This window comes from Aliinostoc sp. HNIBRCY26 (assembly GCF_050235535.1).
GTDB lineage: Bacteria > Cyanobacteriota > Cyanobacteriia > Cyanobacteriales > Nostocaceae > Trichormus.
The window spans coordinates 1,828,145-1,844,117 of sequence record NZ_CP189852.1; the positions used below are offsets into that span (position 1 = coordinate 1,828,145).

Genomic DNA, 15,973 nt, shown 5'->3' on the forward strand with positions numbered 1-15,973 from the left:
CATAAAATAACCATATATAGCAGGGAAAGAATCAATTCAAAATTCAAAATTCAAAATTCAAAATTAAAGAAGACCATAAGTATAAAGCCTGCTCTCAAGGACGAAAGTCTTGCTAAATGAGAGTTTCTCAATTGCGAATTGCGAATTGCGAATTGCGAATTGGTCTAACTGCCGACTAAATTTTTATTTGCATCTGCGCGTCTACGTTCCTCAATCAGCCTATGCAACCGACTAACCCGAACCAATTTACAGAAAAAGCTTGGGAAGCGATCGCCCACACTCCTGAGATAGCTAAACAGCATCAACAACAGCAGATAGAAAGCGAACACTTGATGAAAGCCCTCCTCGAACAAGAGGGTTTAGCCAGTGCGATTTTGACGAAAGCAGGTGTGAACTTACAAAAAATCAGTGACCGGACTGAACAATTTATCCAACGTCAACCAAAAGTCTCAGGAAACAGCACTTCTGTATACTTGGGGCGGAGTTTAGACACGCTGTTAGACCGTGCTGAAGGACATCGGAAAGATTTTCAAGACGAATATATTTCTATTGAACACCTATTGCTGGCTTACACAAAAGACGATCGCCTCGGCAAAGGTTTATTTCAAGAATTCCGTTTAGATGAAAACAAACTAAAAGATATTATTAAACAAGTTCGTGGGAGTCAAAAAGTGACCGACCAAAATCCAGAAGGAAAATACCAATCACTGGAAAAATACGGGCGTGACCTCACAGAAGCAGCCCGTCAAGGTCAACTTGATCCAGTCATTGGGCGCGATGATGAAATTCGCCGCACTATTCAAATTTTGTCGCGCCGTACCAAAAATAACCCTGTGTTGATCGGTGAACCAGGTGTGGGTAAAACTGCGATCGCGGAAGGTCTAGCACAGCGCATTGTAGCGGGTGATGTTCCCCAATCTCTCAAAGACCGCAAGTTAATCTCTCTAGATATGGGGGCGATGATTGCGGGGGCGAAATTCCGGGGAGAATTTGAGGAACGTTTAAAAGCTGTCTTAAAGGAAGTCACCGAATCCGGCGGGAATATAGTTCTATTTATCGATGAAATTCATACCGTCGTCGGCGCAGGTGCAACTCAAGGCGCGATGGATGCGGGGAATTTGCTCAAACCCATGTTGGCGCGGGGTGAGTTGCGTTGTATTGGGGCGACTACTTTAGATGAATATCGTAAATATATAGAGAAAGACGCAGCTTTAGAAAGACGTTTCCAACAAGTTTACGTAGACCAGCCCAGTGTAGAAGATACCATCTCTATTTTACGGGGATTGAAGGAACGCTATGAAGTCCACCACGGGGTGAAAATTTCCGATAGTTCCTTAGTTGCAGCCGCTACCTTGTCTAGTCGTTATATTAGCGATCGCTTCCTTCCAGATAAAGCCATTGACTTGGTAGATGAAGCCGCCGCTAGGCTCAAAATGGAAATTACTTCTAAGCCAGAAGAACTAGACGAAATCGACCGCAAAATTTTGCAGTTGGAAATGGAGAAGCTGTCTTTGCAAAAAGAAAGTGATGCAGCTTCCCGTGAACGGTTAGAAAGATTAGAAAAAGAACTGGCGGATCTCAAAGAAGAACAAAGAACCCTCAATGCTCAATGGCAGTCAGAAAAAGATATCATTACCAAAATTCAGTCTGTCAAAGAAGAGATTGACAAAGTTAACTTAGAAATTCAGCAAGCCGAGAGAAACTACGACCTCAACCGCGCCGCCGAATTAAAATATGGCAAGTTAACCAATTTACATCGCCGACTCGAAGCCGCAGAAAGCGAACTCGCTAACGCCCAAAGAACCGGCAAATCGCTATTGCGGGAGGAAGTCACCGAAGCGGATATTGCGGAAATTATTTCTAAATGGACAGGGATTCCTATTAGTAAGTTAGTGGAATCGGAGAAAGAGAAACTCCTAAATTTAGAAGACGAATTGCATCACCGAGTCATTGGACAACAAGAAGCAGTGACGGCTGTAGCTGATGCGATTCAGCGATCGCGCGCTGGTTTGGCTGATCCGAATCGTCCCATTGCTAGCTTTGTCTTCCTTGGCCCCACAGGCGTAGGTAAAACCGAGTTAGCCAAAGCGTTGGCGGCGTATATGTTCGACACCGAAGAAGCATTGGTGCGGATTGATATGTCGGAATATATGGAGAAACACGCGGTTTCGCGGTTAATTGGTGCGCCTCCTGGTTATGTAGGATATGAAGAAGGCGGACAACTCACGGAAGCAATTCGCCGCCGTCCCTACGCTGTAATTCTGTTTGACGAAATCGAGAAAGCGCACCCCGATGTGTTTAATATTTTCCTGCAAATTCTCGATGATGGTCGTGTGACTGATGCCCAAGGTCATACTGTGGACTTCAAGAACACCATTATTATTATGACCAGTAACATCGGTTCGCAGTATATTCTCGATGTAGCTGGGGATGATTCCCGCTATGATGAAATGCGTCATCGGGTAATGGAAGCTATGCGGAGTAGTTTCCGTCCTGAGTTCCTCAACCGGATTGATGAAATTATTATCTTCCACGGTTTGGATAAGCGAGAATTACGGCAGATTGTCCAATTACAAGTGGAAAGATTACGGGAAAGATTGGGCGATCGCAAGATGTCCCTACGTCTCTCAGAAGCTGCTCTTGACTTTTTAGCCGAAGTAGGGTACGACCCTGTATTTGGAGCGCGGCCACTGAAGCGGGCGATTCAACGCGAGTTAGAAACGCAAATTGCTAAGGCGATTTTGCGCGGTGAATTTAACGACGGGGATACAATTTTTGTCGATGTCCAGAATGAAAGATTGTCCTTTAGTCGTTTACCTGTTGAGGTGTTTAGTAGTTAGTTAACTAGAAATTAACTCAACCATATTGCCAGCAAAGACGCATTTTTATTCATATGTGTCTTTGCATTTTTTGCTATTTTCAATCATTGAATTAATTTAACGTGAGTTCAACGAACAGAAAAACCCCTCTCCAAACCTCTCCCCTGCAAGGAGAGAGGCTTTAAAACCCACATTTTTCGTTAATATTTTAGCTCTTTACTCCCCTCTCCGCGTCGGAGCGAAAAGTCTGAGCGGAGGTTTCCTCCGATCAGAACTTTTCAAGAGAGAGGGGCTGGGGGAGAGGTCAAAAAAAGCTTATCGAATTCACGTTAATCTATGGTTGGAATGCTGTAATACCAATTCTCTATGAAGTTGCGCCAAATAAATTATGTAGGGCTTGCTGAAAAAGTCCTTTAGTGGAGATAGGGAACGGGGAACAGGGAACAGGGAACAGGGAATAGTTTTACCCTGATTTTTTCCAATCTTTTGTAGGCAAAAAAATTGGAAATGCAAGCTTTTTCAGTCTTATATGCCAATTCTCTTGCACTTTTTTCCGAAAAATAGTCGCAAATTGCTTACTAGTAAAGCGTTTTCAAGTTATTCAACAGCCCCTATGTAGATATGTTGTATGCAACCACTCTACTTCATCAAGACATGGTATGAGCAGCATAATTATTTTTTTATCTGGGAATAAATTTAATATTTAACTAATACCAAATTGGGATAATTAGTATGGATTTTTACTCAGCAATCATCACAGGCTAAATGCCTGTCTACCCCTAACAAAACTCACCATCGGCTAACACCGTACTCCGCTACCAGCACTTTCAAGTTAGACTCGGAGTATATATGGTTTAATTAATAATAAGATTGTTATTTTTTTATAAACACATATAGTTCATTTATTTTGGTAAAAGCACGATGGCAGCAGACTATCCAGATATTGATATTGCGCCATTTATCGATCATGCCTTGTTAACGCCAACAGCTACACCAGAGCAGGTTGAGCAATGGTGTCAACAAGCTGATAGATTTAATTTTGCGTCGGTGTGTGTATACCCCGTTTATGTCAAACAAGCCACAGAACTTCTACATGGGAAAAAAACCAAAGTTTGTACAGTCATTGGTTTTCCTACAGGGGCAACAACGGGGTCTGTGAAGTTGTATGAAGCGCAGGAAGCAACAGAAAACGGGGCTACAGAGTTAGATGTAGTCATGAATTTAGGTTGGTTAAAAATTGGTAAAACTGATGCTATTCACCGAGAAATTGCTGAAATCTGTGAGGAGACAGGGCAAACAGTCAAGGTGATTTTGGAAACTAACCTATTGACAGATGCAGAAAAAAAACTAGGGGCTGAAATTGCAATGGATGCAGGTGCAGCCTTTATAAAAACCAGTACAGGCTGGAATGGTGGGGCGACAGTCGCCGATGTGCGGTTGTTGAAGGAAGTCGCACGCGACAGAGTTGGAATTAAAGCTTCTGGGGGAATTCGTACCCTAGAGCAAGCCTTAGACTTAATATTGGCGGGTGCGACTAGATTAGGCACATCTCGTGGTATTGATTTGATCCGAGGGCGCGATAACCTGGAGAAAGGTGGATAGTCTGAGTCATTTGTCATTTACTTTTTGTCTTCACATAATGACTAGTGACTAAGAACTAATAGTTAATAACTAATGAGTAGAACCTATAAAGCCACGGGTATTAATCTTAAAACCCAAGTGCTGGGAGAATCAGATAAAATAGTAACCATTTTGACAAGGGAATTTGGGTTGATTCGAGCAGTAGCCCCAGGCGCGCGCAAACACAATTCTAGTCTTGGGGGTAGAAGCGGGATGTTTGTAGTCAATGACCTACTGATTGCTAAGGGGCGATCGCTCGATAAAATTACTCAAGCCCAAACAGTGAAAACTTATCCTGGTTTAGCCCAAGATTTGGGAAAATTGGCAGCGAGTCAGTATTTAGCGGAAATAGTTCTTTGTCAGGCGTTAACTGAACATCCCCAAGAGGAACTATATGAATTACTCAATGAACATCTCCAGCGTTTAGAAACTGTACCCAAAAATCAGCAGTCCAGTATTTTAGCCTGTCTCGCCCATGCGGTTTTTCATTTCTTAGCATTAGCAGGACTCACCCCCCAAGTCCAAACCTGTTGCTTAACTCAACGTCATCTCACCCCAGACTGGACAAATCCCCATTGGCAAGTAGGCTTTAGCATCTCATCAGGTGGCATTGTTTGTTTAGAAGCTTGGGAAAATTTGCGAAAAGCCGCCAGTAGGGAAGCAAGGGAGCAGGGGCAAATCAATTCAAAATTCAAAATTCAAAATTCAAAATTAAATACCCCAGTCCCCAGTCCCCAATCCCCAGTTCCCAATCCCCAGTCCCCAGTCCCCAACCCCCAACCCCCAACCCCCGAATACCAAACCGTTGTCCATCGCCAAGAAATCCCCGTGATTTCTGTCAGATTAAATTCTTATGAACTGGCAATGCTCCAACAGCTCTCACAACCAGAGATAATGCAAAGTAGCACCATCAAAGATGAAAGCTGGTTATCTGTAGAGCAGATTTTACGCCAGTATGCTCAGTATCATTTAGGTCGCCCTATTCGCTCCGCCTCTTTAATCGATTCTTATTTTGCTGCCAACCATGATGCAACCGTCTGATTTTGATACGACAATTCTGCCGTTGTCACCCCCACACGCCAGAAAACAGAATAGGGCATCGGCTCCTACTACCGTACCCAGTTATTTAAATGCTGTTCCCCATTCTCTGCCCATTCACACCCACAGCCAAGAAATGTCCGGTGAAGACATTTCCCATCAAAATAAATCTTGGACATCGGAAAAAACTCAACCAGATTTACCAGAGCCTTTAAAGCTGACGCAGCCAGATGAAAATCCTGCTGGTGAACCAACTAATGGACATAGTAATCATCAACAGTCCACTACTCCAAAAACAGAATCTCCATCAGCAGGCGATTCTGGTGTTGGAGGAGTCACAACTTCCAATGGGCAGCCACAGCAGGGTTTTGGGGCTGTATTGAAAAATCCCAACTTTCTCGCGCTTTGGGGTGGTCAGGTATTTTGTCAGCTAGCAGATAAAGTCTACTTAGTATTGATGATTGCTTTGATTAACAGTGAATTCCAAGGCAGCAATCAAAGCATCAGTGGTTGGGTATCGGCTTTAATGATGGCATTCACGATTCCGGCTGTGCTGTTTGGTTCGGTGGCGGGTGTGTTTGTCGATCGCTGGTCAAAAAAGGCTGTGTTAGTTGCTACTAATGCGTGGCGGGGCATTTTAGTCTTAGTGATTCCCCTGTTGCTATGGTTGACTCATGATTGGCAACCCATAGGGATGTTACCTGTAGGTTTTGCGATTATTTTGGCGGTCACTTTTTTAGTGTCTACATTAACGCAGTTTTTTGCCCCAGCAGAACAGGCAGCGATTCCTTTAGTAGTCAAAGAACAGGATTTACTCTCGGCGAATTCTTTATATACAACCACAATGATGGCATCGGTAATTGTGGGGTTTGCTGTAGGAGAACCGTTACTGGCTTTGGCGGATACGATTTGGGCGCAACTGGGTGGACATAACGGCTTTGGGAAGGAACTTTTGGTGGGTGGTAGCTATGCGATCGCCAGTATTATTTTGTTATTACTAGCCACTAACGAAAAAACTCACGCCCCAGAAACAGAATTTCCCCATGTGTTTTCCGACTTGCAGGATGGGTTACGCTATCTCAAAGAGAACTATCATGTCCGTAATGCCTTACTGCAACTGACCATTTTATTTTCTGTGTTTGCTGCACTGACAGTTTTAGCTGTGCGGATGGCAGAAATTATTCCTCATTTAAAAGCTTCTCAGTTCGGCTTTTTATTGGCGGCTGGTGGCGTAGGAATTGCCATTGGTGCGACCTTGATTGGTCAATTCGGGCAACGTTTTTCCTATAATCAACTAAGCTTATTTGGCTGCGTAGGTATGGCAGCATCTTTAATCGGTTTGTCTGTATTTACCACACAATTGGGTTTAGTCTTACTTTTAGTCACAACCCTGGGTGTGTTTGGGGCTTTGGTGGGTATTCCAATGCAGACGACTATTCAAACAGAAACTTTACCAGCAATGCGCGGTAAAGTCTTCGGCTTACAGAATAACGTTGTGAATATTGCCTTATCCCTACCTTTAGCATTAGCAGGGGTGGCGGAAACCTTTGTGGGTTTAAAAGCTGTATTTATGGGATTAGCCGTGATTGTCATTTCTGGCGGGATTTTAACTTGGTATAACTCCCGTGATTAATATCAGCTATTTCATCCAAATTTTTTATCAATGCCAGGCGATCGCTCCTGCATTCAAAGCCAAACCTTTCATGCTAAACTAATCTCATAAAAATTTGACTTAACTTTGCTGGCAATCAGTTGGATACTTACCAGGAATCCCTGTGATCAACGTACTTCTACTTACAGGTGAAAACACAGTAAATCAGCCCATAGAATATTTGCTTTATAACAGAATCAAGCCGATTTTTATGGTGAGTTTATAGTGAAAACACAAGCAATAGACAACCAGCAAGCCGACAGATAACACAAACAATTCAAAATAAATAATCAACCCTGCTCTTCTGATAGCTGATCAAGAATGCGTATAGCCTGGATTGGAAAAAAGTCACCCTTTTGTGGCAACGTTACTTACAGTAGAGAAATCACTAACTCTTTGTTAGATCGCGGGCATCAAGTTAGCTTTCTACACTTTGCTCAAGAAGAATCTGAAAGTGACAATTGGCCAAACTTTCAAGAAGTTTCTTTGCCTTTCATTTATAAATCGCAGGTTTACACCATACCAACTTTAAAAGCCACAAAGGTTTTAACTGAGTCACTCAGGGAAATCAAACCGGATATTGTCCACGCTTCTTTGACTTTATCTCCCCTAGATTTTTTTCTACCAGAAATTTGTGATCAATTAAATTTGCCCCTAGTGGCTACATTTCATACGCCATTTGCAGGGAAAGGGGCGAAGCTAATTTCAGGAACACAACTTTTAGCGTATCAACTCTACGCGCCTTTTTTGGATAACTACGATCGCGTCATTGTCTTTTCTCAAATTCAGCGAGAATTGTTAGCCAATATGGGTGTACGCGACAAAAAAATCGCAGTCATTCCCAATGGTGTAGATATAGATAAATACTCTCCTGGTTATTCGGAAGTTAAAGCAGAATTTAAAGCAGAACGTTTGTTTGTTTATCAAGGCAGAATCGCTCCCGAAAAAAATGTAGAATCTCTATTGAGAGCTTGGAAGCAAGCCAATATGGGAGCAGGTAGCAAATTATTAGTTGTAGGTGATGGCCCGTTAAGAGCTTCCTTAGAGCCATTTTATGGTGCTGAATACGGTATTGTCTGGCTAGGGTTTGTCGCTGATGAAGAGCGACGCATTAAGATTTTACGCGGTGCAGATGTCTTTATTTTGCCTTCATTAGTGGAGGGATTGTCTTTATCTTTATTAGAGGCAATGGCTTGTGGATTAGCTTGTATAGCCACAGATGTCGGTGCAGATGGGGAAGTCTTAGAAAAAGGTGCAGGAGTCGTTGTCAACCCGAAAACAGCGCGATCGCAATTACGTACTCTGTTACCTTTATTTCAAGACCATCCTGAATTAACAACTTTGCTAGGTCAAAAAGCCAGAAACCGCGTATTAGACCTTTACACTCTCAGTAAAAACATTACTAAATTAGAAGAACTTTATCAAGAAGTTTTAGCATCACAACCAGTAAAGCTTAGTTAGGATTTATACCCAAGTCTTTGATTGTTCAAAATATTGAGAATCGTTAATTTGACTGAATTTTCGGGAATTATGTATTTAAAGTCATACTTTCCCCATCAAGTCAATTAACAATGGATATCAATGATTTAGCTGCACAAAATGACTTAGGTAGCTTTGTGCAGAACTGTCAGGCTGAGTTCCTTTCACGAGCATATCTCGTGGGTATATCGATAATAACGTCGTTATTATTTGTAATATTAGTAGTATCTCGCAATGTAGATATATTTATCGCCCTGCTTTTAAGTTTGGGGCTATTTTTCATCTCTACCGCTATATATTTTGCAGTATTTCTGGCAAACAAAAATAAAGAGTTATTTATCTACGAAAACGGATTTATTTATGTTAATAAGAATAATTCAATCATAGCTAAATATGAGGATGTTCAAGAGATATTTCAACAAATTATCACGACATCCGTAAACGGAATTTCCACTTCAACACAATATAAATACACAATTTATCTCAAAAATCAGGTTAAACCAATATCTCTGACAAATATTTTTCAAGATATTAGACAAGCGGGAGAGTATATCCAAAATAAGATATTACATCACCAATTACCCGTAGTTTTATCGGCTTATCAAAGAGGTGAGAACGTTAAATTTAAAGATATTACAGTGAACCAAAATGGGATAATTATCGAGAAACAATCATTACCCTGGGAGCAAATTAAAAATATTAGAGTAGTCCAAGGTCAAGTATTAATATTAAAAGAGCGTGGAGATTTACTACTCAACATTGCAGCTATTCCCAATATTTATGTATTTTTGAATCTGTTATATGAAATTATGGCTATCACCAAGCCACAAACTACAACTCCCAGCAAAGGTAATGATATTCACCTAAATCTCAAAATCAGCCAAGCTGAAGCTATATCAGGCTGTCCAGAAAAAGAAGTGAGCTTTAGTCGTTGGGAAATTTGTGATGAATGTCACGGTTTAGGGTTAGATAGTCGAGGAAATCAATGTTTTGTCTGTCTAGGAGAGGGACAAAATCAAGTAATGAGAAAAATCAAGATGGCAATTCCCCCTCATAGTGTAGCAGGCGATCGCCTCACTATTGTAGGGGAGGGCAACGCAGGTCGTCGCGGTGGTGAACCTGGTGATTTATATATTGATTTAGATATTCAATAGCTAAAACCTAAACTAGTAGGTTGTTCGTAAATCCGCTTTAACGTATTCACATCTCTATGGGAAATAAACGGCGAGTTGCGGACTTGGGAAAAGTAAAGCGCGTCCGTTTCTAGGGGACTATGACCCCAAATTCCCAAAGCGTGACCGAGTTCGTGACGGGAAGCTGCTAAAAGATAACGACCAGTTTGGCTAGGACTCAATAAAATACTGACACGGTGCAGTAAAACATGATCAAGAGTATATAAATCGTAGCGAGTTAAAGCAGAACGCGCACGCGGAATTCTATCTTCACGGGAAAACTCTAAAGGCGGGGTTTTGCGCTCAATAGTAATGTCAGCTATGTCTGAAGACTCTACTACTAGTAAAGGTAAAAAATCATTCCACTCTTGGACAGTTTCTAAAACACTATTAAACCAAACTTGCGCCTGTTGGTCATTAATTCCTGTTGGTCGTTGAATAAACACTTTCACAGGAAATTTCGACCACACTAAATAACCGACTTCAGTGGTGGCTATTTGCGAGAAATAGTCACCACTATTAGTGTTATCTTGCCATTGAGCCAGTGTAGGCGGTAGGGGATGGGTTTTGGCTGGAGGTAATTTTGGGGAAACAGCAAAACCTGAGAAATTAGTTAAAACAACTAGCAGCCCCGTGGCGATCGCCAATACCAAGGCTGCTAATAACTGCTTGTTAATGAACTTGTTCAGGGTATTAGGTTTTGGGTATGAAATATTATTCCCCATCTACCTAGCTCCTGGTAACTAGATTTTGACTTATTTTAGCCAACCAGCACTTAAAACTACTGTTAAACCCAGAAAAATCACTGTTAATGCCCAAGTAATGCGGTTTAAGGTATTTTCTGCGCTTTTGGTGCTGGTAAATAACTGTGCTTGTCCACCAATAGAAGCGATACCATCACCTTTGGGGCTATGGAGTAATACTAAAACGATAACGCCCAGGGCAGAAATCGCCCAAATAGCTTGCAAAATATTCATTACTGTCATGGTAGCAATCTCTTTTGATCAAAAGTTTTAAAATATGGTCGGGGTTGGGGACTGGGGACTGGGGACTGGGGATTGGGGATTGGGTGGACAAGGTAGACAAGGGGGGAATTGAGTTCCTCACTCAGCACCCAGCACTTCCAACTCCCCACCAGCTAAACGCCGCGCTAACAGCACTCAGCACTCCCAACTCCCCACCCAGCACTCACCACTCAGCACTCACCACTCAGCACTCTCTACAACCCTACTGGTATAGGTGTGCGAGGGCGTTGTACGTCGTATTCTGCTGGTTTGAGCAGCGATCGCCCGGTCATTTCTGGTGGTTGGGGTAGTTGTAAAATGTCTAAAATCGTGGGTGCGATGTCAGCTAGTTTGCCATCATTCCGCAATTCGACATTTGTACCATAGCCAGGGATTTTGGCTTTTTCACCTTCCACTAAAATTAGGGGAACTGGGTTAGTAGTGTGAGCCGTCCAAGAATTACCTGCTTCATCTAGCATATACTCGGCGTTGCCATGATCGGCGGTAATAATAGCTGTACCACCGGCTTTGCTTACACCTTCTAACAGACGACCTAAACAATTATCTACTGTTTCAATGGCTGTGACAGTAGCATCCATTTGACCAGTATGACCTACCATATCTGGGTTTGCATAGTTGATCACCACCAAGGAGTAGATGCCTTTGGCAATGGCGGCGATCGCTACATCAGTTACGGCGGCGGCTGACATGGCCGGGGCTTTGTCATAGGTCGCTACCATTGGACTGCTGACTAATTCCCGGTCTTCTCCCGCAAATGGTTCTTCTAAACCCCCGTTAAAGAAATAAGTAACGTGGGCGTATTTTTCGGTTTCCGCAGTCCGAAACTGCTTTAAACCATGATTGGCGATGACTTCACCCAGAATATTACTCAAATTCTGTGGTTCAAAGGCCACAGTTACAGGCAAATCGCCATCATACTGGGTAAATGTCACAAAGGACAGAGGCTTGACTTGCTCTCTAGCAAAACCTGTAAATTCTTCGCTGACAAACGCTTGAGTTAATTGTCTAGCACGGTCAGGGCGGAAGTTGAAGAATATCACCCCGTCTTCTGGCTCGACTGCGCCAGGAGCAATACGTACTGGAACAATAAATTCATCGGTCACGCCTTCGGCATAGGATGCTTGTAAGACATCCACCGCTTGACGACCGTCACCGTTGCCAGTTTGGGTCATGACGTTATAGGCTTGTTGGACTCGATCCCAACGGCGATCGCGATCCATTGCATAGTAACGACCACTAACAGTTACAATGCGTCCAATGCCTACACGATTGATGTAGTCTTCGATAGCACTGATGGCTTTGATTCCATCTGTGGGTGCAGTGTCACGGCCATCAGTGATGGCGTGGATACAAACTTCTGAAATTCGCTGATCTTTGGCTAAGTCAAGTAGTCCGAACAGATGGGTGATATGTGAGTGTACTCCACCCTCAGAACACAGCCCAACTACATGCAGCTTGCCATTCCGAGAGCGAACTTCCTGGCAAATTTTGACAAGAGCTGAGTTGCTGAGGATAGAACCATCCTCCACAGCATCAGAAATGCGTACCAATTCCTGTGGTACGACTCGACCTGCGCCGATGTTCAAATGACCAACTTCTGAGTTACCCATTTGACCCTCTGGCAATCCTACGGCTTTCCCTGATGTGTGGATGAGAGTATGCGGGTAGGCTGCCCATAAACTTCCCATTACTGGCGTTTTGGCAGCGATAATAGCGTTTCCTCGCTTCTCCTCGCAGTAGCCCCATCCGTCTAAAATGACTAGCACCACAGGAGCAACAGGTGCTTTGGTCATAGTAAAATTGCCCTTTACTTTTTGTAATAACCGAATGATACCACTGCTATCCACCACTGCAAGTGAATTTCTGCCTATTAACTTCTTTCATGACATAATTCCATATTTTTTATCTTTTCTTAAATTTTATTGATTGTCGCGAATATTTTGTGATAGAAGAAACCAGCAATTAACAGTTTAAAACTCAAAATGCTGTACCTTGAAGTTGAAAGCCAGACAGCACAGGAAGCTACAGGATGAGGAGAGCTAAATCTGGCAAGGGTTTTGAGATTTGATTGTGTTAACTTGACTGGAAGGCACGCAACCTAATTTGACATGGTATTAACTGATAAGAATAAGCATTTTTGCAGAGTGGAGTTAGTATAACGTTAATCAAAAGTAGGGTTTTTTGATATTCTCACAGAAAATATCAACATATCCTAAGCAAGAACTTCCACCAATTTGTAAAATTAATACCTCCACTACTTTGCTAACCTGAATAAAGTGACATCAAAAGTTAAAGAGGATCAAGAACAGCTATGTACGTGCTAATTGGTGGAGCAGGCTTAGTGGGTCTCTCTTTGGCTCAAAGGCTGGTAGAACTGGGACACACTGTGGCTGTGATTGATATTGACCCTACCGCTTGTCGCTATGCTCGTGAACAAGTAGGCGCAATTGCTTTTGAAGGGAGTGCAGTTAGTACAGAAGTTTTGTTAGAAGCAGGAATTCGTAAAGCCAATGCGTTAGCTGCAATGCTTCGTAGTGATGCTTTAAACCTAGCAATGGTCACTCTTGCCAAACACTATGGTGTGACGCATATTTTAACTCGGATGCGCCATTCTGATTTTACTGAACCCCTGCGTTTAGCAGGAGCAAATCATATTATCAGCACTGTGGATTTAGCCGTTTCAACAATGGTAAATGCCATTGAATATCCGCAAGTTGAATCAATGATGCACTTTGAGCAAGGGCAGATTGAAGTATTAAAACTCTCTATCCCCAACAATTGTTATGTTGTTGGTCGTAGTTTGGCTGAAATTGCCCAAGATTCCCGCTTTCCCTCTGGCTCTCTCATTATTGGTTATCAAGCCCATCCCCACGAGGATTTAACAATTCCTAACGGCAGCACAGTCCTAGAACCTGGTTCTACTGTCTTGATTGTGACAAAACCTGGGTCTTTACATCAAGTAATTGACTTTATCGAAGGCTGTAAATAAAGTAAGCAAATTACATGAAATTATCACCATATTTTTGTTTAACAATTGCTTTGATGTTCCTGCTGGTATCTTGTACATCATTAGAAAATTCATCAAAATTACAATCATCTCCTAATCCGAAAAAATCATCTGCAACAGTGGTGACTGTGGATAAAAATTTTCAGATAGCAATGGGTCAAACTATCTATGTACCTATCTATTCCCATATCTATCATGATGATCGCCAACAGATTTTAAATTTAGCAGCAACCCTCAGCATTCGTAATACAGATTTGACCAATCCTGTCATCATTACTTCTGTGCGTTACTATGACTCAGATGGTAAATTAGTTAAGCAGTATTTAGAGCAACCAATTCAAATTGATGCCTTAGCTTCAACTGATTTTTATGTTTCGAGAAACGATACTAGCGGCGGTTTAGGGGCAAATTTTATTGTAGAGTGGGTAGCACAAACAGAGGTTTCTGAACCGATAGTAGAGGCAGTTATGATTGCTACTGAATTTCAGCAAGGGGTTTCTTTTGTTAGTTCTGGTAAAGTCATCAAAAGCCGCGGAAAATAAGAAATATAATTGGCAACTCAGGATTAACTAAATATATTAATCATCTTCTAATTTCAGCAATTGCTCGTCAATTTTTCTGAGTCGCACTCGAACAATGTCTTCGGAAATAATCCGCTTACGCATCGCTTCAGTGAGCGCGCCTTTCTCTGCTAGTAGTAATCGACGACGAATAGCATCAAGTTTAGTAAATTTACCACCTTCAACATCAAACTCATCGGAACGGCGATTGTAGGATTCTCGTAATGTTTTTTCCGCAGCTGCTACTTGCACCTGGTAAGTGGAACGCATCTCTTCATAAACAGCTTTTGGTAATACCCCTGTTTTTAATAAAGTATCTAATTCATCCTGTGCTGCTTTAGCTGTGATGAGTTGGGCTTGCAATTCTTCTAGTTGCTGATTAGAGGTTGATGATTGAGATAACTGTAACCGTTTTACCAACCACGGCAAACTTACTCCTTGCCCAAGTAAGGATAGTAACACCGTGCCAAAGACTATAGCAATGAGTTGTTCTCTGCCTGTCACTGTTGCTGGAATGCTAAGTGCCAGTGCCATAGAAAGAGAGCCTTTGATGTTACCAAAAAACAAGACGTGCTGCCAACGCCAAGGAATAGGACGATCAAACCAACCTACTATAGCTAACAGGGGATAAACCGAGAGTATTCTTCCTGCTTGATAGGCAACAATTGCTAACACCACAGCAGGTAAAGTTCGCCAAAAAGTGATTAAGTCAATTTCTAAACCAATGAGTAGGAAAATAAAGCTATTCACCCCAAAAGCTATAGATTCCCAAAAACTAAACAGTGTTAATCGAGTGGAAGCGGAAACTTGATCTGAAACGCCTACATTCCCGACAATTAGCCCAGCCACAACCACGGCTACTGCACCGGAAACACTGAAAAATTGCCCAATTTGAAATGCGCCTAGAGCTACAGCCACTGTCAGTAGAATACTACTAAGCGGCTCATCTGAACGCACAAATAAACCTGTACTTAAATATCCGACAGCCAAACCTACGAGTGTTCCACCGACAATCACCATAAACAATTCTTGACATCCATCTAAAATTGTCAGTGAACCGGCTGCGTTAAATTTAACAATCAAACTGAATAAAACTAAAGCTATACCATCGTTAAATAAACTTTCACCTTCCACAATGGTGGAAAGACGAGAAGGGACAGACACCTCTTTAAATACAGCGATTACCGAAACCGTGTCGGTAATTGCCAAAATTACCCCAGCCAGTAATGCTGCTGTCCAATTCAATCCCAGTCCAAATTTTAACAAGACCGATGTGACAGTTGCAGAAATTACCACCCCTGGCCCTGCTAATAAAGCTATGGGTTTAATCGTGCTGCGGAGACGACTGATATCTGTATTGATAGCTGCCTCGAAGATCAGAATCGGCAAAAATAGGTTGAGAATTAGGGAATCACTCAGCCCAATACGCCTTGGCAAAAGTTCAGTAATCGCTAAACCAGCTAAAACCAAACCTGTAACATAAGGAACTCGTAGCCAACGACTGAGCAGAGCTACAATCGTGGCTACTAGTAGCAGAATAATGGAAATATTAACTAATTCAGCAACATTCACTTTGGTTATCAAGAAATAGTAGCAGCACCA

The 15,973-nt window shown here is 42.2% G+C and carries 12 protein-coding genes; 8 read left to right on the forward strand and 4 right to left on the reverse strand.

Features of this window, described 5'->3' with window-relative positions:
• The first annotated feature begins 221 nt into the window (after positions 1 to 221).
• The 6 genes from clpB to ACQFX9_RS07735 all read left to right on the forward strand — a co-directional run bounded on the left by clpB (position 222) and on the right by ACQFX9_RS07735 (position 9,761).
• Positions 222 to 2,840 (forward strand): ATP-dependent chaperone ClpB, encoded by a 2,619-nt coding sequence (gene clpB, locus ACQFX9_RS07710; protein ID WP_427161447.1) that lies wholly within the window; start codon positions 222 to 224, stop codon positions 2,838 to 2,840.
• 900 nt (positions 2,841 to 3,740) lie between these two features.
• Complete coding sequence (gene deoC, locus ACQFX9_RS07715; RefSeq protein WP_427161448.1) at positions 3,741 to 4,421, forward strand: deoxyribose-phosphate aldolase; 681 nt, start codon at positions 3,741 to 3,743, stop codon at positions 4,419 to 4,421.
• A 72-nt stretch (positions 4,422 to 4,493) separates the two neighbouring features.
• Entirely contained in the window at positions 4,494 to 5,480 is a 987-nt protein-coding gene (gene recO / locus ACQFX9_RS07720; RefSeq protein ID WP_427161449.1) for a DNA repair protein RecO, read from the forward strand.
• Positions 5,467 to 7,110, forward strand: a complete 1,644-nt coding sequence (locus ACQFX9_RS07725; protein ID WP_427162828.1) for an MFS transporter — start codon at positions 5,467 to 5,469, stop codon at positions 7,108 to 7,110. The genes recO and ACQFX9_RS07725 overlap by 14 nt, the downstream gene beginning before the upstream one ends.
• A 339-nt stretch (positions 7,111 to 7,449) precedes the next feature.
• Positions 7,450 to 8,589 carry a glycosyltransferase family 4 protein gene (locus ACQFX9_RS07730; protein ID WP_427161450.1) on the forward strand — a complete coding sequence of 380 codons (1,140 nt, stop codon included), beginning with the start codon at positions 7,450 to 7,452 and terminating at the stop codon, positions 8,587 to 8,589.
• A gap of 110 nt (positions 8,590 to 8,699) precedes the next feature.
• Positions 8,700 to 9,761 (forward strand): DUF6585 family protein, encoded by a 1,062-nt coding sequence (locus tag ACQFX9_RS07735; RefSeq protein ID WP_427161451.1) that lies wholly within the window; start codon positions 8,700 to 8,702, stop codon positions 9,759 to 9,761.
• Here ACQFX9_RS07735 and ACQFX9_RS07740 read toward each other — a convergent pair.
• From ACQFX9_RS07740 to gpmI, 3 genes are all read right to left on the reverse strand, one after another.
• Positions 9,755 to 10,504 carry a peptidase gene (locus tag ACQFX9_RS07740; protein ID WP_427161452.1) on the reverse strand — a complete coding sequence of 250 codons (750 nt, stop codon included), beginning with the start codon at positions 10,502 to 10,504 and terminating at the stop codon, positions 9,755 to 9,757. The two genes, ACQFX9_RS07735 and ACQFX9_RS07740, sit on opposite strands and share 7 nt — an antisense overlap.
• 30 nt (positions 10,505 to 10,534) lie before the next feature.
• Positions 10,535 to 10,765, reverse strand: a complete 231-nt coding sequence (gene secG / locus ACQFX9_RS07745; RefSeq protein WP_236143981.1) for a preprotein translocase subunit SecG — start codon at positions 10,763 to 10,765, stop codon at positions 10,535 to 10,537.
• A gap of 233 nt (positions 10,766 to 10,998) precedes the next feature.
• On the reverse strand, positions 10,999 to 12,597 hold the full coding sequence (gpmI, locus tag ACQFX9_RS07750) for a 2,3-bisphosphoglycerate-independent phosphoglycerate mutase (RefSeq protein WP_427161453.1): 1,599 nt from the start codon (positions 12,595 to 12,597) through the stop codon (positions 10,999 to 11,001).
• 518 nt (positions 12,598 to 13,115) lie between these two features.
• On the opposite strand from gpmI, the gene ACQFX9_RS07755 reads away from it, so the two are divergent.
• Together ACQFX9_RS07755 and ACQFX9_RS07760 are read left to right on the forward strand one after the other, a co-directional pair.
• Positions 13,116 to 13,793, forward strand: coding sequence for a potassium channel family protein (locus tag ACQFX9_RS07755; protein ID WP_427161454.1), 678 nt, complete (start codon positions 13,116 to 13,118; stop codon positions 13,791 to 13,793).
• A 14-nt stretch (positions 13,794 to 13,807) separates the two neighbouring features.
• Entirely contained in the window at positions 13,808 to 14,353 is a 546-nt protein-coding gene (locus ACQFX9_RS07760; protein ID WP_427161455.1) for a DUF3124 domain-containing protein, read from the forward strand.
• Between the two features lie 36 nt (positions 14,354 to 14,389).
• On the opposite strand, the gene ACQFX9_RS07765 is transcribed toward ACQFX9_RS07760, so the two are convergent.
• A complete protein-coding gene (locus tag ACQFX9_RS07765) occupies positions 14,390 to 15,943 on the reverse strand; it encodes a Na+/H+ antiporter (protein WP_427161456.1) in 1,554 nt (517 codons plus the stop codon).
• Positions 15,944 to 15,973: the final 30 nt, after the last annotated feature.

What these genes read in the sequence shown, in the direction of transcription:
- clpB (WP_427161447.1), top strand. Translation starts at nt 222, where the DNA reads ATGCAACCGACTAACCCGAACCAATTTACAGAAAAAGCTTGGGAAGCG.
- deoC (WP_427161448.1), top strand. Translation starts at nt 3,741, where the DNA reads ATGGCAGCAGACTATCCAGATATTGATATTGCGCCATTTATCGATCAT.
- recO (WP_427161449.1), top strand. Translation starts at nt 4,494, where the DNA reads ATGAGTAGAACCTATAAAGCCACGGGTATTAATCTTAAAACCCAAGTG.
- ACQFX9_RS07725 (WP_427162828.1), top strand. Translation starts at nt 5,467, where the DNA reads ATGCAACCGTCTGATTTTGATACGACAATTCTGCCGTTGTCACCCCCA.
- ACQFX9_RS07730 (WP_427161450.1), top strand. Translation starts at nt 7,450, where the DNA reads ATGCGTATAGCCTGGATTGGAAAAAAGTCACCCTTTTGTGGCAACGTT.
- ACQFX9_RS07735 (WP_427161451.1), top strand. Translation starts at nt 8,700, where the DNA reads ATGGATATCAATGATTTAGCTGCACAAAATGACTTAGGTAGCTTTGTG.
- ACQFX9_RS07740 (WP_427161452.1), bottom strand. Translation starts at nt 10,504, where the DNA reads ATGGGGAATAATATTTCATACCCAAAACCTAATACCCTGAACAAGTTC.
- secG (WP_236143981.1), bottom strand. Translation starts at nt 10,765, where the DNA reads ATGACAGTAATGAATATTTTGCAAGCTATTTGGGCGATTTCTGCCCTG.
- gpmI (WP_427161453.1), bottom strand. Translation starts at nt 12,597, where the DNA reads ATGACCAAAGCACCTGTTGCTCCTGTGGTGCTAGTCATTTTAGACGGA.
- ACQFX9_RS07755 (WP_427161454.1), top strand. Translation starts at nt 13,116, where the DNA reads ATGTACGTGCTAATTGGTGGAGCAGGCTTAGTGGGTCTCTCTTTGGCT.
- ACQFX9_RS07760 (WP_427161455.1), top strand. Translation starts at nt 13,808, where the DNA reads ATGAAATTATCACCATATTTTTGTTTAACAATTGCTTTGATGTTCCTG.